This window comes from Bacillus sp. KNSH39 (assembly GCF_052656585.1).
On the sequence record NZ_JBQXYO010000001.1, the window covers coordinates 4,460,312 to 4,480,308 of the forward strand.

Sequence of the window (19,997 nt, forward strand, 5' to 3'; positions counted from 1 at the left end):
ATGATATGTTAGCGTTTTCATAACTTTTAAGTTATGCTAGAATAAGGACATAAGTTATTAATTATTACAAAAAGAAAAAAGAATCTCTTTTTTCTGTTAATTATAAGGGGGCATTTCATTATGCGTATTGGGGTACCAGCAGAAATTAAAAACAACGAAAACCGTGTGGCAATGACACCAGCAGGTGTTGTACATTTAATTCGTAACAATCACGAAGTATTCATTCAAAAGGGTGCAGGTTTAGGGTCTGGTTTCACAGATGCTCAGTATGTTGAAGCGGGAGCAAAAATTGTTGATACAGCTGAAGAAGCTTGGAATATGGAAATGGTTATGAAAGTTAAGGAACCAATTGAAAGCGAATACAAACACTTCAGTGAAGGCTTAATCTTGTTCACATACTTACACTTAGCTCCAGAGCCAGAATTAACAAAAGCTTTAATCGAGAAAAAAGTTGTTTCTATCGCATATGAAACAGTACAATTAGAAAACCGTTCATTACCATTACTTGCACCTATGAGTGAAGTAGCTGGTCGTATGGCTGCACAAATTGGTGCACAATTCCTTGAGAAAAACAAAGGCGGTAAAGGTATCTTACTTGCAGGTGTTCCAGGGGTTAAACGTGGTAAAGTAACAATCATCGGTGGTGGACAAGCTGGTACAAATGCTGCTAAAATTGCAGTTGGACTAGGTGCGGATGTAACAATCATCGACTTAAGTGCAGAACGTCTTCGTCAATTAGATGACATTTTCGGAAACCAAGTAAAAACTTTAATGTCTAATCCTTACAATATTGCAGAAGCTGTTAAAGAGTCTGATCTTGTAATCGGTGCAGTATTAATCCCAGGTGCAAAAGCTCCAAAACTTGTAACAGAAGAAATGATTAAATCAATGGAACCAGGTTCTGTTGTTGTAGATATCGCGATTGACCAAGGTGGTATTTTCGAAACAACTGACCGTATTACAACTCATGATAACCCAACTTACGAAAAACACGGCGTTGTTCATTATGCAGTTGCAAACATGCCAGGTGCGGTTCCACGTACATCAACTCTTGCATTAACAAACGTAACAGTACCATATGCAGTACAAATTGCTAACAAAGGCTACAAAGAAGCTTGCCTAGGCAACTCTGCATTACTAAAAGGTATTAACACATTAGATGGCTATGTAACATTCGAAGCAGTTGCAGAAGCTCACGGTGTAGAGTACAAAGGTGCTAAAGAATTATTAGAAGCAGAAACAGTATCTTGCTAATAGAAGCATTATACAAAACAAAATCGAACAATATATAAAACAACATGATAAGAGCTAAGAGTGAAGATCTCTTAGCTCTTCTTGGCAAAAGGGGGCATACATCGTGGCCAACCTATTTAAAAAGAAATCCGTTACGCAATTGTTAGGGGAAAGTAAAAGTAAAACTTTGACGAAAACGCTAGGGGCATTTGACCTAACAATGCTAGGGATTGGTGCGATAATTGGTACAGGAGTTCTAGTATTAACTGGATTAGTAGCAGCAAGAGATGCTGGTCCAGCAGTTATTTTTTCATTCATGATTGCAGCCATCGTTTGTGGATTTGCAGCATTATGTTACGCAGAGGTTGCTTCTACACTTCCTGTTTCAGGTAGTGTGTACACATACTCATATGCAACAATTGGTGAGTTTGTAGCTCATTTAATGGGATGGACATTACTATCCGTATATGTTGTAACGACTGCCGCAGTAGCTGGCGGATGGACTGGTTACTTCCATAACTTAGTGAGTGGATTAGGGCTTGAAATTCCAAAAGCACTGCTAACGATTCCGTCTCAAGGTGGTATGGTGAATTTACCAGCAGTTATCGTTACATTAGTTATAACTTGGTTATTATCAAGAGGTACGAAAGAAAGTAAACGCGTGAATAACATAATGGTATTAATTAAAATTGGTATCGTTGTTTTATTCATTGCAGTTGGTGTATTCTACGTGAAACCAGAAAACTGGATACCATTTGCACCGTACGGTTTAAGTGGAGTTTTCGCGGGGGGAGCAGCAGTATTCTTTGCTTTCTTAGGATTTGATGCATTAGCAACTTCTGCTGAAGAGGTAAAAAATCCGCAACGTGATCTACCGATTGGTATTATCGCTTCGTTAGTCATTTGTACAATCATTTATGTTGTAGTTTGTCTCGTTATGACGGGTATGGTTTCTTATAAAGAATTAGATGTACCAGAAGCTATGGCATATGTGTTAGAAGTTGTAGGACAAGATAAAGTAGCAGGTGTAATCGCAATTGGAGCTGTAATTGGTATTATGGCAGTAATTTTTGCTTACATTTATGCAACGACACGTGTATTCTTTGCGATGAGCCGTGACGGTTTATTGCCAGAATCTTTCGCGAAAATTAATAAAAAGACAGAAGCGCCAACATTTACAGTTTGGTTAACAGGAATTGGTAGTGCTTTAATTGCTGGATTTATCGATTTAAAAGAATTGTCGAATTTAGCGAATATTGGAGCGTTGTTAACATTTGCGATGGTTGGTGTGTCAGTTATTATTCTTCGTAAAACACATCCCAAATTACAACGTGGATTTATGGTACCACTTGTACCGATCTTGCCGATTATTTCGATTGCATGTTGTCTATTCTTAATGGTAAATCTACCATTAAAAACATGGATGTACTTCGGTGCTTGGTTAGCAATTGGAGTAGTTGTATACTTTGTTTATTCGAAAAAACATAGTCATTTAAAAGACGATGGAAGTTCGCAGGATAATTTAGAACAAGCTAATTAAAAGCTTAATTAAAAGGGATATAAGTATAGTAAGCCTTGTGCGTCTAGGGAGCGCACAAGGCTTTTTCTTTTCTTGAAATAAAGGGAATGTATATTACTTTGTTGAATTTTTATGTCGGAATATGAAAAAGGGTGTGCGAATTGTGCATCCTTTTTTGTATGAGAATATAGAGGGTGCGGAAAATATGTATACGACTTATTAAAATGTGAACGGAATGTTCATAAAAAAATTCAGATTTCATTGACACATATGATTAGGCGCTCATATAATAAGAGTATAAGATATATGAATGATTGTTCATATGTTCAATTAAAGAGGTGAGCTATAATGGCTGGAAATAAAGTAGAAACACCACAAGAGACATGTTCTCAAACGATAATTCATGAAGAAGTTGTAGAGCAAGTAAAACAAACAATTCCAACTGATGAAAGTTTAAGTAAAGTAGCAGAACTATTTAAAGTATTAGGTGACCGTACACGTACGAGAATATTACATGCGCTATTTGAAGCTGAAATGTGCGTTTGTGATTTAGCTTATTTATTAGGAATGACACAATCATCTATTTCGCATCAGCTTCGTGTGTTGAAGCAAGCGAAACTTGTGAAGAATCGTAAAGAAGGAAAGGTTGTTTATTATTCGTTAGCTGACCAGCACGTAATTCATATCTTCGAGCAAGCGTTTGAACACGTAAACGAAGAAGAATAAAAAGAACGCGAGGAGGGAGAACGATGGCTGAAGCGTTAGTGAAAAAGAAACTGATGTTAGAAGGTTTAGATTGTGCGAATTGTGCAATGAAAATTGAAAAAGGTGTTGGGAATATAGAAGGAGTAAATTCTTGCTCTGTAAACTTTGCAACAAAGACAATGATTTTAGAAACGGCACAAAATAAAGAAAACGAAGTTGTTACGGAAGCAAAACAACTCGTTACAAAATTAGAACCGCATATTAAAGTGCAAGAAGAACAAAAAAATAAAATTGCTAAAGAAGTATTTATATTAGAAGGTTTAGATTGCGCGAACTGTGCAATGAAAATTGAAAATAAAGTTAAGGAAATGCCAGCTGTCTCAGAAGCAACTGTTGATTTCGTATCGAAGAAACTACGAGTAGAAGTTGCGAATAAAAGAGAACTAGAAGCGACTGTAGCAAATATAACAAATGTCGTTCAAAAGTTAGAGCCAGACGTGAAAGTTGTTCGTGAAGAGAAGAACGGTCATGACCACGGGCATAGTCATGATCATGGTGAAGCAAATGTGAAAAAGATGGTAGGGAGATTAGTGGTCGGCGGAATTTTGACAGCAATTGCTGCATTAGCGGGCTTACCACAAATGGTAACAATTCCGTTATTCGTCCTTGCTTATTTATTAATAGGTGGAGATATCGTTTGGAGAGCGGTAAGAAACATAACTCGTGGCCAAGTATTTGATGAAAACTTCTTAATGGCAATTGCAACTGTAGGAGCTTTTGCAATTCAACAATACTCAGAAGCTGTAGCAGTAATGCTATTTTATCAAGTAGGAGAACTATTCCAAAGCATTGCGGTAAACCGCTCTCGAAAATCAATTACTTCATTAATGGATATTCGTCCTGATTATGCGAATGTAAAGGTTGGAAATGAAACGAAACAAGTATCACCAGAAGATGTACAAATTGGCGATTATATTATCGTTAAGCCAGGTGAGAAAGTGCCGTTAGACGGAAAAGTAATTGAAGGAACATCAATGGTAGATACTTCAGCATTAACAGGTGAATCTGTACCACGTGAAGTTGAAGTTGGAAATGATGTATTAAGTGGCTTTGTGAACCAAAACGGTGTGTTGACAATTGAAGTTACAAAAGAATTCGGTGAATCAACTGTATCGAAAATTTTAGATTTAGTTCAAAATGCAAGCAGTAAAAAAGCACCAACGGAAAACTTTATTACGAAGTTTGCACGTTACTACACTCCAGTTGTAGTTATTACAGCGGCAATCATGGCGTTTATTCCACCACTTATTTTAGAAGGAGCTACATTCTCTGAGTGGATTTATAGAGCTTTAGTGTTCTTAGTAATCTCTTGTCCATGTGCGTTAGTTGTATCCATTCCTCTTGGATTCTTTGGAGGTATTGGTGGTGCATCTAAAAGTGGTGTGTTAGTAAAAGGTAGTAACTATTTAGAAGCTTTAAATGATGTGAAATATATTGTTTTTGACAAAACAGGAACATTAACAAAAGGTGTTTTCAAAGTTACAAAAATGGAACCGAGCGAAGGTACTACAAGTGAAGAGTTATTAGAGTATGCGGCATTTGCTGAAGTATATTCTAACCATCCAATTGCCCAATCTATTCGAAAGGCATATGGAAAATCAATTGATGAAAAAATAATCGATGATTATAACGAAATTTCTGGTCACGGTACAGTCGTAAAAGTACAAGGAAAAGAAATTTTTGCAGGTAATGCAAAATTAATGAGAAAAGAAAATATTGAATTTAAGCAACCAGAAACAGTAGGTACATTAGTTCACGTTGCTGTAGATGGAAGATATGCAGGTTATATTGTTATCTCTGATGAGGTAAAAGAGGATTCGAAACAAGCGATTCAAAAGTTAAAAGAACTAGGTATTAAAAAGACAGTAATGTTAACTGGTGATGCAAAACCAGTTGGTGAAGCTGTTGGTAAAGAATTAGGCTTAGATGAAGTTCATGCGGAATTACTACCGCAACAAAAAGTAGAAGAGATTGAAAAAATTGATGCAGCGAAGCACGGAAAAGAAAAAATTGCCTTCGTTGGTGACGGTATTAACGATACACCAGTATTAGCCCGTGCAGACGTTGGTATTGCGATGGGTGGTTTAGGGTCAGATGCAGCAATTGAAGCGGCAGACATCGTTATTATGACTGATGAGCCTTCAAAAATTGCGACAGCTGTAAAAATTGCAAAACGCACAAGAAGTATAGTGTGGCAAAATATCATCTTTGCTCTAGGTGTAAAAGGGATCGTTTTATTACTTGGTGCCTTTGGTATTGCAACAATGTGGGAAGCTGTTTTCTCAGATGTTGGTGTGACACTACTTGCAGTGTTAAATGCAATGCGTGTATTACGAGTGAAAGATTTATAAAAAAGAGGACGCGAACTGGTATTATCCCCTATAGGTAGACAGTAAAAAAAGAGTCCATCTGATATGATGGACTCAATACTGTTTTATCTGGAGGGGATTTTTTTATGGCAAGAAAAGGACAATCATTTCAAAAATATACAGAAGAACTAAAGCAAGAAGCAGTTCGTCTTCGATTAGAAGAGAGAAAATCATTGCGAGAAATTCGTGAACAACTCGGTGTGAAGAGTGATGCTCAGATTATTGAGTGGGTAAAACGTGCGCAACAGGGGGAGTCCTTTGAGGATCAACGTGGTGTCTGGAATCGAAAGAATTTTAATAGTCTAGAAGAAGAAAATGCTTATTTGAAGGCGCAGGTTGAGTATTTAAAAAAGCGCAATCCAAATCTACACGGGAAGGAATGGTCCTAAAGAAAGAACGATTTTCTCTTATCGATTCATTACGCCAAGCCTATCCACTTCGATGGCTGTTTCAAATCGCGGAAGTTTCTAAGGCTGGCTACTATAAATGGCGGAAATATCATAACGTAGAGCGTTTACGTCAGAAAAGGGATATGTGGCATAAAGAACATATTTTATCTATTCATCGTCAGCACCCTTACTATGGGTATAAACGCATGACTCGTGCTTTAGCTCGAGAAGGAATGGTAATGAATCATAAACGTGTTCGCCGTCTCATGAGAGAATTAGGCATCCAATCTATCATCCGGAAAAAACGTCCATTTTACGGAAGGAAAACATCGGTGATATTTAAAAATCATTTGAACCGAGAGTTTCAAGCGGACAAACAAAATCAAAAATATGTAACGGATATTACTTATGTACGAATTGGAGACCAGTTTGCTTATTTGTCAGCCATGTTAGACCTATATAACAATGAAATTGTCGCTTGGAAGCTATCTCGAAGAAATGATTTAGATTTGGTTTTAACTACATTACAACAATTAGAGGGGAAATCCTTATCCATTAAGCCCCTTTTACATTCAGATCAAGGGTTTCAATATACATCAAAATCTTACGCAAAGCAGTTAGAAAGATTAGGATTTGTCGGTAGTCATTCTAGACGTGGAAACTGTTTTGATAATGCGTGTATCGAATCATTCTTCTCACATTTAAAAACAGAGAAGTTGTATTTAGTGCGCCCAAAAACATATGAAATGGCTTATCAAGCAATTCAAGAATATATTCAATTCTATAATACAGAAAGGTTCCAAGAAAAACTTCACGGCCTTTCCCCGATAGAATATCGGGAAAAGGCCGTGGCATAATACTCTTTTTATTACTGTCTACTTGACAGGGAGATGACCAAACCGCGTCCTCTTTTTTATTGGTGATTTTGTTGAAATTGACTCAATAAAATAATATCAAATATTATTTTACTTTAAAATAGTATAATATTAAAATTTACAAATAAGATACATTCGTCTTATTATTTTAATATATTTTTTACAAATATCCATATAGTATTGAAAAAACAGAGAAGGGGAAACTTCTCTGTTTACTTTTGTATGTTTTTTTCAACTTGTTCTCGAACTGTTTGAATGTAATTCATTTTATGATCCCAGCACTCTTGGCTTAAATCGACAGGGTATTCTTCAGGGTTTAAAGTTCGCATATATTCTTCCCAAAATAGAGAGAGGCTCTGTTCATTATATTTTTGAATATCTAATATACTTGGTAGTTCATATGTTCTTTCACCGTTAACGAAAATGTCTTTATGCAGTTCACGGGCTTCAAAGTTTGTTACGAATTTACTTATATATGTGTGAACTGGATGGAACATTTTTAAGCGCTCTTCTTTTCCTGGTTCTTCAGAATCTAACGCAATATAATCGCCTTCTGCATGATCGTTAACCCGATTGATAATACGATAAATTCGTTTCAGTCCTGGAGTGGTAATTTTTTCAGGGTTAGATGAAATTTTAATTGTATCATTTAATTTTCCGTCAGTATCTTCAATCGCAACGAGTTTGTAAACAGCCCCCAATGCAGGTTGCTCAAAGGACGTAATTAATTTCGTTCCAACGCCCCATACGTCAATTTTTGCTCCTTGAGATTTAAGGTGCATAATTGTGTATTCATCTAAATCGCTAGAAGCGATAATTTTTGTATTTGTAAACCCTGCTTCATCTAGTAGTTTTCGTGCCTTTTTCGATAAATAAGCCATATCACCACTATCAAGACGTATGCCATAGAAATCAATACGATCCCCAAATTCTTTTGCAACACGAATCGCATTTGGAACACCAGATTTCAATGTGTCATATGTATCAACGAGAAAGACGCACTTTTTATGAGTTTCAGCGTATTTTTTAAACGCGACGTATTCATCGCGATATGCTTGAACGAAAGAGTGAGCGTGTGTGCCAGCTACAGGAATCCCAAAGCGTTTCCCAGCACGAACGTTGCTTGTAGAGGAGAAACCACCAATAAAGGCAGCACGCGTCCCCCAAAGGGCAGCATCGAACTCATGGGCACGTCTTGTGCCGAACTCTAAAAGCTCATCATTACTTGCAGCATGTTTCATACGTGCTGCTTTTGTGGCAATTAATGTTTGGTAATTCACAATATTTAAGAGGGCAGTCTCAATAATTTGTGCTTCACCAAGTGGTGCATCAACACGTAATAAAGGCTCGTTATTAAATACAACTTCACCTTCTTGCATACTGCGAATCGTCCCAGTGAATTTCATATTTTGTAAATAATGAAGGAATTCTTCTTCGAATTGTAATTCTGCTAAGTAAGCGATATCGCTTTCAGTAAAACTGAAATTTTCTATGTACTCTACAATTTTCTCAAGGCCAGCAAAAACAGCGTAGCCGTTCTCAAATGGAAGCTTTCGAAAATATAAATCAAAAACAGAACGGCGATTATGAATACCATCTTTCCAATATGTATAAGCCATGTTGATTTGATATAGGTCTGTATGTAAGGCATAACTATCGTCTTTATAATGAGTCATCGCGAGAACACCTCCATAATTTGGTTATAGTATACCAATTTTTCACCATTCGTAGCAAAGAAGAGATATTGATGTGAAGTCAAGAGAGAAAAAAATGAAATTATGCATATTTTTTAGAAAATTTATATTTATCAATTTATATTTCTCCAAATTTTATGTATTATTAGAGTAATGGGGGTAATGAGAATGGAGGAGGACAATGCAACAAACATTAGAAAAAATAGGCAAACAAGTCTTTTATAAACGGCTCCAGCAAAAAATGACACAAGAAGAATTATGTCAGGGCATTTGTTCTGTCTCATACTTAAGTAAGATCGAAAATGGAAAGATCGAAGCATCAGAAGAAATTCTACAATTGCTCTGCACAAGACTAGAAATTGCTGTGACGGATTTGAGAGATGTAGAAGAAGATGTGAAGGGGAAGCTAGATGAATGGTTAAATGCACTAGTTCATTTAGACAAGCAACAAGTAGAACGTATATATGAAGAGTTGCAAGGTGAAATGAAGCATGTGTTGGATTTTGAAATTATAAATTATTATAAGTTACTTTATACGCGGTATTTAATGATGAAGCGAGATTTACCTGCTGTAGAGGAAGAATTGGATAAGTTGAAAAAGGTATATAAGAAATACTCACCTTTTCAGAAGATGTTATATACGTATAATAAGGCGTTGTTATATTCTGTGCAGTACAAATATACACAAGCATTAGAATACTTGTTAAAGACAGAAGCGATGGCGAAAGAGTTAGGTTATTATGAAACAGGAATATATTATAATTTAGCGCTAACTTATAGTCAGATGGAAATAGACCACATGACATTATACTTTGCTAACGTGGCATTAGAAGGCTTTAAAAGTGAATATAAATTTAGAAATATAATTAATTGCAAGTTTTTAATTGCTTTTAGTTACACTAGAAAAAAACAATATAACGAAGCTATGGAAATTTATAATCATATCATAAGGGAAGCGACTTCTTTTGCTGATAAAGATAATATTCTATCTATTGCTTTGAATAATATTGGTTACCTGTATTATCGTCAAAAAAATTATACCAAGGCAAAAGAGTATTATATAGAATGTTTAAAGTATAAAAAAGAAGAGGATATGAACTATATTGATGCTATGTATGAGCTTTCGTTACAGTGTATTCAATTAGGAGAAATCGAGGAAGCGGCTAAATGGATTGAAAAAGGCATCATTGCCGCAAGGAAAGATGATAGATATAAAGGGATGCTATATTTATTATTAAGTTTACGATATAAGTATTTTGAAGAAAGAGATGTTTATAAAAAATTTCTAGAAATAGAAGTAGTTCCTTTCTTTAAAGCAGAGGAAAATATAAAAGATTTAAAGAAAATATACTTAGAACTAGCTGAATACTTAGAAGAATGTTCAGATTTTAAAGAAAGTAATCGCTACTATAAGTTAGCGATAAACTTATTAGAAGAATAAGGAGGAGAAATAGTATGAAAAAGTTAATTGCAGGAACATTTGTAGTTATGGCGATTGCGGCGGTGGTATTGGATATTCAGTATGCGTGGAAGCCAGATACTCTTGGCCAAGAAGCTAAAACAGTTCAACAAATTAATTCATAATTGAAAACCCTTTCCAACCGGAAAGGGTTTTTTCAATATTTGTTCCTCAAAATTCTACAAAACTTGAGAAAATAATTATTTGAATTTTTAGTATATTAATAGTGGAAACATAATGCTAATATAAAACTACTCTTTTTCAAAAAAATTTTTTATTAGGGGGAAGGTTCATGAAAAAGAAAAGTTTAGCGTTAGTGTTAGCGACAGGAATGGCAGTTACAACATTTGGAGGGACAGGCTCTGCATTTGCGGATTCTAAAAATGTACTCTCTACGAAGAAGTACAATGAGACAGTACAGTCACCTGAGTTTATTTCTGGTGATCTAACTGGAGCGACTGGTAAGAAAGCGGAATCTGTTGTGTTTGATTACTTAAATGCAGCAAAAGGTGATTACAAGCTAGGGGAAAAGAGTGCGCAAGATTCTTTCAAAGTGAAACAAGTGAAGAAAGATGCTGTAACTGATTCAACAGTAGTACGTATGCAACAAGTTTACGAAGGAGTACCTGTATGGGGTTCTACTCAAGTAGCTCACGTAAGTAAAGACGGTTCTTTAAAAGTATTGTCTGGAACAGTTGCACCTGATTTAGACAAGAAGGAAAAGTTGAAAAATAAAAATAAGATTGAAGGCGCAAAAGCGATTGAAATCGCGCAGCAAGATTTAGGGGTAACACCGAAATATGAGGTAGAACCAAAAGCGGACTTATATGTATATCAAAATGGTGAAGAAACAACATATGCATACGTTGTAAATCTAAACTTCTTAGATCCAAGTCCAGGAAACTACTACTATTTCATTGAAGCAGACAGCGGTAAAGTATTAAATAAATATAATAAATTGGATCATGTAACAAATGAAGATAAATCACCAGTTAAGCAAGAGGCTCCTAAACAGGATGCGAAAGCAGTAGTAAAACCTGTAACAGGAACAAATAAAGTAGGAACTGGTAAAGGTGTATTAGGAGATACAAAATCACTTAATACAACGTTATCTGGTTCATCTTACTACTTGCAAGATAATACGCGCGGGGCAACAATTTTCACATATGATGCGAAAAATCGTACTACATTGCCAGGAACTTTATGGGTAGATGCAGATAATGTTTTCAATGCAGCGTATGATGCAGCAGCAGTAGATGCTCATTACTATGCAGGTAGAACATATGATTATTATAAAGCTACATTTAACAGAAACTCTATTAATGATGCAGGAGCTCCGTTAAAATCGACAGTTCATTACGGAAGTAAGTATAATAATGCATTCTGGAATGGCTCACAAATGGTATACGGAGATGGTGATGGTGTAACATTCACTTCATTATCTGGTGGAATTGATGTAATTGGTCACGAATTAACGCATGCTGTTACTGAAAATAGCTCGGACTTAATTTATCAAAATGAATCAGGAGCGCTAAATGAAGCAATTTCTGATATTTTTGGTACTTTAGTAGAATTCTATGATAACCGTAACCCGGATTGGGAGATTGGTGAAGATATTTATACGCCTGGTAAAGCAGGAGATGCGCTTCGCTCTATGAGTGATCCAGCGAAATACGGTGATCCAGACCATTATTCTAAGCGTTACACTGGTACTAGTGATAACGGTGGGGTTCATACAAACAGTGGTATCATTAACAAACAAGCTTATTTATTAGCAAATGGTGGTACGCATTCGGGTGTAACTGTAACGGGCATTGGTAAAGATAAGTTAGGTGCAATTTATTACCGTGCAAATACACAATATTTCACGCAATCTACTACATTTAGCCAAGCTCGTGCTGGTGCAGTACAAGCTGCAGCTGATTTATATGGTGCGACTTCTGCGGAAGTAGCAGCAGTTAAGCAATCATTTAGTGCTGTTGGTATTAACTAAGGATTTAAAGGATAGCTATTAATAAAATACCTCAAAAATAAAGAAGGAGCCTATGCTCCTTCTTTATTTTTTTCTCCATTTTTTCCACAAATAATATAATCCGATACAACCTGCAATTGTCACAATCCACTTTGCTTCATTTGTTCCGTTCATGACATGATAGGCAGAATATACTTCGATTAACAATGCCGGTATTTTCCCTATTGTGCTGGCAATACTGAAGGAGAGTAATGACATCTTACCTAGAGCCGCAAATAAAGTCACAATACTTGATGGGATGAAAGGTATCAAGCGAAACGATAGAACGAGTAGAAAGGCCTCTCTACCTTCTACATAAAGAAGACGCTCTACCTTTGGGTATTTATTTACTTTATCGTGAGTGAACTTTTGAAGGCCCATGCGGTAAATATAAAACGAGATAATAGCCCCTAATGCTTCGCCTACGATCGAAATAACAGTACCATTTGTTACGCCAAAGAGCTGTATATTAATGGCGGTTAAAAAAATACTAGGGATAAAACCTAAAAGACTAATGATGATGTTAATTAAGATACTAAGTGGAATTGCGATTGAATAGTATTCTGTTAAGAAATTTTGAATCGTTTCAGCCATTGTTTAAAATCCTTTATCTTTTTTTGCATTACACCACATTTCGTTTGTATAGGCAAGGGTAAATTTACATAATGTAGAAAAACGTTGATAAGAAGGTGTCTTTATACCTTATATGGGTATTAGGTATATGAAAATAGGGGTATTTTAAAATATTTTTAAAAATACTATAAAAACCTTTGTATAAAAGAGTTTTATAGTTATGTTATCTGTGATTTCATCTGGGAAATAATCGAAAAATATAGGGGGTATATATTATAAAAGGCAAAAATAGAGGGTTGATGAAATTGCTGGGGTAAATATGGAAAAATAGATGAAAAAAATGAAAACTGATAGATTTTTTCGTTGTGAAATTGACTTTTAGTGAAGTTGCGATAATAATCATGGAAGAGGTGATATGATGAAACGAATAAGTAGTCTTTTCTTCAGTAGTTTATTGGCATTAATGCTGATCTTAAGCGGATGTGCAGGAAAAGAACAAAAAACAGAGAAACAGACAGGGAATCAAGCTACATCGGTAGAAAAAATTAGTGATAATATTTTAGATGAAATGGAAGGACCACCTAAAAATGGTCATACGATTGAAAGACATGTAGGCAAGTCAGAAGAGGATTTGAAGAATCGCTTGAAGACAGATAAAGTGTCAGCCGCAAGTACATACTATGATAAAGAAACAGCGACGAAAGCTGTAAAAGATAGCTTGAAGCAACATGACAAGGAAATTCAAGATTGGTTAAAAAATTCTAAAGAGGCTCGTCTCGTATTAAATACAACTCATTCATTTCCTGTTGGAAAAACGGTAATAAAGAAAAATATGAGTGTAAAAGACAAGTTAGTAAAAACTGTTACTGTTTTAGCAAGAGATAAGTCAGGAGAATTAGGGTTTAAGATTATTACTTCTTATCCATCTGATAAATAAGAAGGGGGAGTACATTATGTATACGACATTACAATACTTTCTTAAATCGTACTGTACGTTAAGTATTCATGAGGATGAAATAGTAAGCGTGATGGAAGAGTTTATTGAACAAGAAGACGAAGAAATTGTTTTGAAATTACGTGATGAATTAATAAATATGAAGAAAAAGAACGCGTGGGAAGAGGCGTGTGTATTAGCTGCGAAGCAAGGAAATCGTATGTGGTCTTTAGAAGAAACGAAAGACCATCTTGAAACTTTTTTACTATTACTGCAAAAGAAAAAGGCGTGATTAAATCACGCCTTTTTCTTTATGCTATTCGGTTGATATTATCTATTCTTTTGGAGCGCTTTTATATACGCTTTTTGAAATTTGTCCATTTGATATTACTTCCCCGTTTTGTGTTACTTTTTTATACGTAACCGCGGTGATTTTATCACTAGTTCTACTAATTACTTGAGAAGAAACTTCAACATTTTTACCAGTATTTGTACCGAAAATGCGTGTAGTAATACTACCTCCATTTGAAAATGCTTGAATATAAATATGATTGCCTGTATTATTTTTAAATTTTAAATCTGGACCATAATCTGCTACTGCTGCATCTTGTCCAAGTGGTAAATAATTTACTGGCATAGAATGATTGCTTCGAGAAACAATGCCTAAATCTGCCCTTAAAGCTGCACTGTATAATGTACTACTGACTTGGCAAACTCCTCCGCCTGCACTTTGTATTACTTTACCTTGTGAATATACTGCTGCAGATTTATAACCATGTGCAGCATCAGTTACGCCAACGCGACCGTTAAAACTAAATGTTTCATCAGGTGCGACAATAACCCCACTTAAAGTATTAGCTGACTTATTTACGTTAAATGATTGATTTCCGTTACGGCCAGCCATTGGAGTAGAATATTCAGCAATGACTTCTTTAATACCCATTTTCTGTATGTCTTCTGTAGAACGTTCTGGTTTTATGAATGTAACTGGTAATGTAACATCTGATTTACCAGTAGTAATAGCTTCATTTGTTAAACCGCTTAGTTTCCCTTTATCAATTTTTTCTCCGTTTTGGCTTTGACTAATATTTACTGTTGAGCCTTCAATACTTAATTCTGCGTTAACAGGATTTTTTAATGTTTCATTATATTTATCTTTTATAAAGGTTTCATAAGCTGTTGCATTTAATTGTGGTGTTAATTTATAGTCACGTTTTAATTCACCGTTTTCAGCTTGCTTACGCATTTTGTAACGATTCATTACGTTTCCTTCTTGTTCTTTGAAGATTTTGTCAATAATATCTTTCTCTTTATAATTTATCCCTAAATCTTTCCATGTGTAAGTTTGTTTATCGTTTTGGAATATGTAGGTAAGGGATTTTTGATCTAACTCAGTTACCTTTTGATTAATAATTGCTTGAATATCCTTCTTATTTTTTCCGTCGAGAGAAATACCTTCAAATGTAGTATTTGGTAATGCAGTAGTATCTAATTGATTATTTAATTTGGATACATATTGATATCCTCCAACACCGCCTACACAAAGTAATATGCCCCCAGCAATTGCAGAACCAATCAGTATTTTACTTAGCTTCATTTATTTCCCCCCAGAAATTTATGTATAAATATATGTATTACATTTTTTGTATAAAAATGATGAAAATAACATTATGTACGTACTAGTATACTATTATTTTCACTGTGTGTGTAATGTTTTCATAAAAAATGTTACACCGCTGTAATAATTGTCACTTCTTGTCACAATGTGTATGAAAAATATGTTGAAAAATATAATAAAAAGGCTGTCTAGAAAGATCTAGCAGCCTTTTTATTATAATTTTTTATGTTCATTTTTATTCGTAACACCGAGATGTTTTTGAAGGGTAGTTGAAATAGTATCGACGCTTTTTTCATTTGGAACGTAATAATAAATACCACCTATATATTTATCTGTACCCTCTACTTGCATTTTTTCCATTTTTAAATTTGAATCCATTGAATTTTTTGTAATTGTCATCATATCATCAAAAGTTAAATTAGTTTTTAAATCTTTATCGACAGCGTCTAGTAGGCCACCGATTTTATTAATGGAATTAAGAGATAGTGCCTTTTCAGCAATGGCCTCTAATACAAGCTGTTGACGTTGACCACGCATATAATCACTATCGATATGACGAGTTCTAGCTAGTGCCAGTGCCTCTTCTCCATTTAAATGTTGACGTCCTTTTTTTAGATGAATGGCATCTGCTTCATCTTTACTATTTTGCTCTGTGAACTCAACTGGAACGTCTACAGTAATACCACCAAGAGAATCAACAATTTTAATAAAGGATTTAAAATTGAATTTTACATAGTAGTCAACTGGAACATCTAAAAAGTTCTCTACCGTATCAATTGTGCTGTCTACACCACCGAATACGTGCGCATGTGTGATTTTATCGTATTTATCACGTGATTTAATGTAGACGCGTGAGTCACGTGGAATGCTTACAAGTTTAACGGATTTATCGTTTTTATTAATTGTTGCAAGTAATAACGCATCTGTTCGAGTTGCTTTTCCATAACCTTTTTCCCTAATATCACTTTCATCAACACCCATAATTAGTACGGAAATATTGTCGGTCATAGGTTTAACAGCTTTTTCACGTTTACTGGACTTATCTCCTCGACCTAGTTCAGCATAAGCGTTATTTAAGACGGACTTTGCTTTACTGTATATATGGAAGGAGTAGCCTCCTGCTCCAAGTGCTACAATTAGTAATGGAATAAGAAGGAACCAAAGTAGGCGTTTTTTCTTTGAGCGTCCTTTTTTGGCTCGCGTATTGTTGTTCGTGTCGGATTTCATCATTTTTTCTCCTTTAAAACTATCAAAGTGTATACATTTAGAAGTGTATTCAAACACATAAAAAATATTTTACGCTAAATAAAAGCGATTGTACATGTATAAAAAATAGATGTCTTGATTATTTATAAGACACCTATTCGTTATTGTATACAAAAGATAGGGATAAGAAAATGATAAAATTTTACCTAATTACAACATAATGCTTACGATAATTGCAGATAAAATACTAACGAGAGTAGCTCCATATAGTAATTTAAGGCCAAACCTCGCAACAACGTTTCCTTGTTCTTCGTTTAGTCCTTTTACCGCACCTGAAATAATACCAATGGAAGAAAAATTGGCAAAAGATACAAGGAAAACAGAAATAATACCAACTGTACGGGGAGAAAGGCTATTAGAAATTTTACTAAGGTCCATCATTGCGACAAATTCATTCGTTACAAGCTTCGTTGCCATAATGCTGCCAGCCGCGACAATTTCAGAACTGGGTACACCGATAAGGAATGCGATAGGTGCAAATACATAGCCGATTAATTGTTGGAACGTAATACCGAATATAATGAGGAACAGGTCATTAATACAACTAATTAATGCGACGAATCCGATGAGCATAGCGCCGACAACAATGGCTACACGAAAACCATCAAGAATGTATTCTCCAAGCATTTCAAAAAAGCTTTGTTTTTCACCTTTGATTTCTAAAATATCTTCGTCATCTTTAACGTCGTAAGGGTTAATGATGAGTATGATAATAAAACCGCTAAATAAATTGAGAACGAGTGCAGTTACTACATATTTAGGTTCAATCATTGTCATATAGGCACCTACGATAGACATAGATACGGTTGACATAGCAGAGGCACAAAGTGTATAAAGACGGTGTTTTGGAATTTGAGCTAATTGTTTTTTCACTGTAATAAAAACTTCTGATTGGCCGACAATGGCAGAGGCGATAGCGTTGTAAGATTCTAATTTACCAAGACCATTTATTTTACTAAGAAAGTACCCGATCCAACGAATAAAAAATGGTAATATTTTAAAATGTTGTAATATACCAATTAAAACAGAAATAAAGACGATTGGTAATAATACAGTAAGGAAAAATGGCATTTCACCTTTATTTGCAAGACCACCAAATACGAAATTTATTCCATCAGCAGCATACTCGAGTAGCTTGGTAAACAAACTGGAAATGATTCTAATAAGTATGAGGCCGATTTCTGTATTTAATAGTAAATAGGTTAAAATTAACTGTATAATAAGCATGATAAAAATTGGTTTAAATTTAATATGCTTCTTATTATTGCTAGCAATATAAGCGAGCAAGAAAACAACAATTAGTCCGACGAAAAAAGTAATGAATTTCATGGTAAGCCCCCCTAAAAGAGATATTCTGCTATATATGTTTTTCATTTCAAGGGAGAATATGCATCTTTGGTAAAGAAAGGAATAGAGAGAGCATGAATATATGTAGAGTGCATCACGTTGCAATTATTTGTTCGAATTATGAGACGTCAAAGGATTTTTATACTAGGATATTAGGGTTTAAAGAGATAAATGAAGTATATAGAAAGGAACGAGATTCTTATAAATTAGATTTATGTGTAGGAGAAGAGTATCAAATCGAATTATTTTCATTTCCAAATCCGCCTGAGCGTAAAAGTTTTCCAGAAGCAGCCGGTCTTAGACATTTAGCATTTGCTGTTACAAATATAGAAGAAGCTGTGAAGCATTTAAACCAATGTGGTGTTGAGACGGAACCGATCCGTATTGATGAAATAACGGGGAAGAAATTCGTCTTTTTCCAAGATCCTGATGGTTTACCTTTAGAATTGTATGAGGTTTGAAAATTGGTGGATTTTATATAGAGTTGCTTTCCAATAATTGAAGAAACTAAAGTGAAACTTCTTTTTAAAAGGAGGTGTAACTTTAGCTAAGAAAGCTAAAGAGCATATGTGGATATTTTAAAATTATTGATGGTAGTCATTCTTATTGGGTTAACAGCATTTTTTGTGGCTGTTGAATTTGCAATTATTAAGGTACGTAGCAGTCGTATTGATCAACTCGTTAGCGAAAAAAGACGAGGTGCACTGGCAGCTAAAAAGGTAACTTCAAATTTAGATGAATATTTATCGGCCTGTCAGCTAGGTATTACAATTACTGCTTTAGGGCTTGGGTGGTTAGGGGAACCAACCATTAAACATTTACTCGAGCCGTTGTTTTTAAAATTAAAATTCTCACCTGCAATTTCCAGTACAGTTTCATTTATTATTGCCTTTGCAGTAATTACATTTTTACATGTTGTCATTGGGGAACTTGCTCCAAAGACATTTGCTATACAAAAAGCAGAACAAGTTAGCTTATTGTTATCGAAACCACTTATTTATTTTTACCGAGTTATGTATCCGTTTATTTGGGCTTTGAATGGTTCAGCGAGGGTTGTAACTGGTTTATTCGGATTACATCCAGCTTCTGAACATGAAGTAGCTCATTCAGAAGAAGAATTAAGGTTAATCTTATCTGAGAGCTATGAGAGCGGAGAGATTAACCAAAGGGAATTTAAATATGTAAATAATATTTTTGAATTTGATAATAGAGTAGCAAAAGAAATTATGGTACCTCGTACGGAAGTTGTAGGCTTATATGAGGACGAACCATTTGAAACACATATTAAAGTAATCGCGCAAGAAAAGTATACGAGATATCCTGTATTTGGTGAAGATAAAGATGAAATTATTGGGATGGTTAATGTAAAAGATTTATTTATTCGTTATATGGATGGTAATCGGGATGAAGAGTGCTCAATTATGCCATATACAAGGCCAGTTATTGAAGTGCTAGAAAATATTCCAATTCATGATTTACTATTACAAATGCAAAGAAAACACATTCCATTAGCTGTATTGTATGATGAATATGGTGGTACAGCTGGGATTGTTACACTAGAAGATATTTTAGAAGAAATTGTTGGAGAAATTCGAGATGAATACGATGAAGATGAGAATCCTCCTATAGAGCATATAAGTGAAGGTTATAAAATCGTAGAGGGAAAAGTGCTTATTAGTGAAGTAAATGATTTGCTTGGCATACATTTAATTGCTGATGATGTAGATACAATTGGTGGCTGGATTATGGTACAAAAACAAATCGTTGCTGAAGGAGATATTATTGAGAAACACGGTTTTTATTTTAAAGTCCTTGAAAAGGATATGCATCAAATTAAACGAGTGGAAATAAGGAAAGTAGAAGAATGATTTTCTATAAACTTTAATAAAAAGGATATACAGAAAAATAAATGTTTGCGCTTTCAAAAAAGGTGCTATATAGTGAA

Annotated in this window: 17 protein-coding genes; 12 read left to right on the forward strand and 5 right to left on the reverse strand. The window is 34.8% G+C overall.

Annotated elements, in window-relative coordinates:
- The first annotated feature begins 120 nt into the window (after positions 1–120).
- The 5 genes from ald to ACUL40_RS22805 all read left to right on the forward strand — a co-directional run bounded on the left by ald (position 121) and on the right by ACUL40_RS22805 (position 7,132).
- A complete protein-coding gene (gene ald, locus ACUL40_RS22785) occupies positions 121–1,254 on the forward strand; it encodes an alanine dehydrogenase (protein ID WP_001219742.1) in 1,134 nt (377 codons plus the stop codon).
- A 103-nt stretch (positions 1,255–1,357) separates the two neighbouring features.
- On the forward strand, positions 1,358–2,773 hold the full coding sequence (locus ACUL40_RS22790) for an amino acid permease (RefSeq protein ID WP_001284893.1): 1,416 nt from the start codon (positions 1,358–1,360) through the stop codon (positions 2,771–2,773).
- A 327-nt stretch (positions 2,774–3,100) separates the two neighbouring features.
- The gene (locus tag ACUL40_RS22795; protein ID WP_000918378.1) at positions 3,101–3,478 is read left to right on the forward strand and encodes an ArsR/SmtB family transcription factor; all 378 of its coding nucleotides are present in this window, start codon (positions 3,101–3,103) and stop codon (positions 3,476–3,478) included.
- Positions 3,479–3,501: 23 nt separating this feature from the next.
- Entirely contained in the window at positions 3,502–5,868 is a 2,367-nt protein-coding gene (locus tag ACUL40_RS22800; protein ID WP_000796569.1) for a heavy metal translocating P-type ATPase, read from the forward strand.
- 104 nt (positions 5,869–5,972) lie between these two features.
- Positions 5,973–7,132, forward strand: a protein-coding gene (locus ACUL40_RS22805) for an IS3 family transposase (protein WP_445423132.1) whose coding sequence is annotated in 2 segments (ribosomal slippage) — positions 5,973–6,231 and positions 6,231–7,132 — 1,161 coding nt in all. Because the reading frame shifts where the segments join, the coding sequence is not laid out codon by codon here.
- Positions 7,133–7,362: 230 nt separating this feature from the next.
- On the opposite strand, the gene ACUL40_RS22810 is transcribed toward ACUL40_RS22805, so the two are convergent.
- Complete coding sequence (locus tag ACUL40_RS22810; RefSeq protein ID WP_000150184.1) at positions 7,363–8,826, reverse strand: nicotinate phosphoribosyltransferase; 1,464 nt, start codon at positions 8,824–8,826, stop codon at positions 7,363–7,365.
- Positions 8,827–9,025: 199 nt separating this feature from the next.
- Between ACUL40_RS22810 and ACUL40_RS22815 the strand changes: the two genes are divergently transcribed.
- From ACUL40_RS22815 to ACUL40_RS22825, 3 genes are all read left to right on the forward strand, one after another.
- Positions 9,026–10,285, forward strand: coding sequence for a tetratricopeptide repeat protein (locus tag ACUL40_RS22815; RefSeq protein ID WP_001187963.1), 1,260 nt, complete (start codon positions 9,026–9,028; stop codon positions 10,283–10,285).
- Between the two features lie 14 nt (positions 10,286–10,299).
- On the forward strand, positions 10,300–10,428 hold the full coding sequence (locus tag ACUL40_RS22820; protein ID WP_000733137.1) for an NprX family peptide pheromone: 129 nt from the start codon (positions 10,300–10,302) through the stop codon (positions 10,426–10,428).
- A 167-nt stretch (positions 10,429–10,595) separates the two neighbouring features.
- Positions 10,596–12,296, forward strand: coding sequence for a M4 family metallopeptidase (locus ACUL40_RS22825; protein WP_000730383.1), 1,701 nt, complete (start codon positions 10,596–10,598; stop codon positions 12,294–12,296).
- A 63-nt stretch (positions 12,297–12,359) separates the two neighbouring features.
- Here the strand turns inward: ACUL40_RS22825 and ACUL40_RS22830 are convergent, their stop codons facing one another.
- The gene (locus ACUL40_RS22830; RefSeq protein WP_000852226.1) at positions 12,360–12,908 is read right to left on the reverse strand and encodes a TVP38/TMEM64 family protein; all 549 of its coding nucleotides are present in this window, start codon (positions 12,906–12,908) and stop codon (positions 12,360–12,362) included.
- Between the two features lie 397 nt (positions 12,909–13,305).
- Here ACUL40_RS22830 and ACUL40_RS22835 point away from each other — a divergent pair, with 397 nt between their 5' ends.
- Positions 13,306–13,824 (forward strand): RNase A-like domain-containing lipoprotein, encoded by a 519-nt coding sequence (locus tag ACUL40_RS22835; RefSeq protein ID WP_000822694.1) that lies wholly within the window; start codon positions 13,306–13,308, stop codon positions 13,822–13,824.
- Between the two features lie 16 nt (positions 13,825–13,840).
- Positions 13,841–14,113 (forward strand): hypothetical protein, encoded by a 273-nt coding sequence (locus ACUL40_RS22840; RefSeq protein WP_000288803.1) that lies wholly within the window; start codon positions 13,841–13,843, stop codon positions 14,111–14,113.
- A gap of 42 nt (positions 14,114–14,155) precedes the next feature.
- Here ACUL40_RS22840 and ACUL40_RS22845 read toward each other — a convergent pair whose 3' ends face one another.
- The 3 genes from ACUL40_RS22845 to ACUL40_RS22855 form a co-directional block, all read right to left on the reverse strand.
- Entirely contained in the window at positions 14,156–15,418 is a 1,263-nt protein-coding gene (locus ACUL40_RS22845) for a VanW family protein (RefSeq protein WP_000777355.1), read from the reverse strand.
- A 234-nt stretch (positions 15,419–15,652) separates the two neighbouring features.
- Positions 15,653–16,669, reverse strand: coding sequence for an LCP family protein (locus ACUL40_RS22850; RefSeq protein WP_002163841.1), 1,017 nt, complete (start codon positions 16,667–16,669; stop codon positions 15,653–15,655).
- A gap of 186 nt (positions 16,670–16,855) precedes the next feature.
- Positions 16,856–18,034: a NupC/NupG family nucleoside CNT transporter gene (locus ACUL40_RS22855; protein WP_000668866.1), complete on the reverse strand. Its 1,179-nt coding sequence runs from the start codon at positions 18,032–18,034 to the stop codon at positions 16,856–16,858.
- A 92-nt stretch (positions 18,035–18,126) separates the two neighbouring features.
- Between ACUL40_RS22855 and gloA2 the strand changes: the two genes are divergently transcribed.
- Complete coding sequence (gene gloA2, locus ACUL40_RS22860; RefSeq protein WP_001017675.1) at positions 18,127–18,513, forward strand: SMU1112c/YaeR family gloxylase I-like metalloprotein; 387 nt, start codon at positions 18,127–18,129, stop codon at positions 18,511–18,513.
- Between the two features lie 108 nt (positions 18,514–18,621).
- Entirely contained in the window at positions 18,622–19,920 is a 1,299-nt protein-coding gene (locus ACUL40_RS22865; protein WP_000353313.1) for a hemolysin family protein, read from the forward strand.
- Positions 19,921–19,997: the final 77 nt, after the last annotated feature.

Coding starts and splice junctions, on each gene's coding strand:
- ald (WP_001219742.1), top strand. CDS start 121: ATGCGTATTGGGGTACCAGCAGAAATTAAAAACAACGAAAACCGTGTG.
- ACUL40_RS22795 (WP_000918378.1), top strand. CDS start 3,101: ATGGCTGGAAATAAAGTAGAAACACCACAAGAGACATGTTCTCAAACG.
- ACUL40_RS22800 (WP_000796569.1), top strand. CDS start 3,502: ATGGCTGAAGCGTTAGTGAAAAAGAAACTGATGTTAGAAGGTTTAGAT.
- ACUL40_RS22810 (WP_000150184.1), bottom strand. CDS start 8,826: ATGACTCATTATAAAGACGATAGTTATGCCTTACATACAGACCTATAT.
- ACUL40_RS22815 (WP_001187963.1), top strand. CDS start 9,026: ATGCAACAAACATTAGAAAAAATAGGCAAACAAGTCTTTTATAAACGG.
- ACUL40_RS22820 (WP_000733137.1), top strand. CDS start 10,300: ATGAAAAAGTTAATTGCAGGAACATTTGTAGTTATGGCGATTGCGGCG.
- ACUL40_RS22825 (WP_000730383.1), top strand. CDS start 10,596: ATGAAAAAGAAAAGTTTAGCGTTAGTGTTAGCGACAGGAATGGCAGTT.
- ACUL40_RS22830 (WP_000852226.1), bottom strand. CDS start 12,908: ATGGCTGAAACGATTCAAAATTTCTTAACAGAATACTATTCAATCGCA.
- ACUL40_RS22835 (WP_000822694.1), top strand. CDS start 13,306: ATGAAACGAATAAGTAGTCTTTTCTTCAGTAGTTTATTGGCATTAATG.
- ACUL40_RS22840 (WP_000288803.1), top strand. CDS start 13,841: ATGTATACGACATTACAATACTTTCTTAAATCGTACTGTACGTTAAGT.
- ACUL40_RS22845 (WP_000777355.1), bottom strand. CDS start 15,418: ATGAAGCTAAGTAAAATACTGATTGGTTCTGCAATTGCTGGGGGCATA.
- ACUL40_RS22850 (WP_002163841.1), bottom strand. CDS start 16,669: ATGATGAAATCCGACACGAACAACAATACGCGAGCCAAAAAAGGACGC.
- ACUL40_RS22855 (WP_000668866.1), bottom strand. CDS start 18,034: ATGAAATTCATTACTTTTTTCGTCGGACTAATTGTTGTTTTCTTGCTC.
- gloA2 (WP_001017675.1), top strand. CDS start 18,127: ATGAATATATGTAGAGTGCATCACGTTGCAATTATTTGTTCGAATTAT.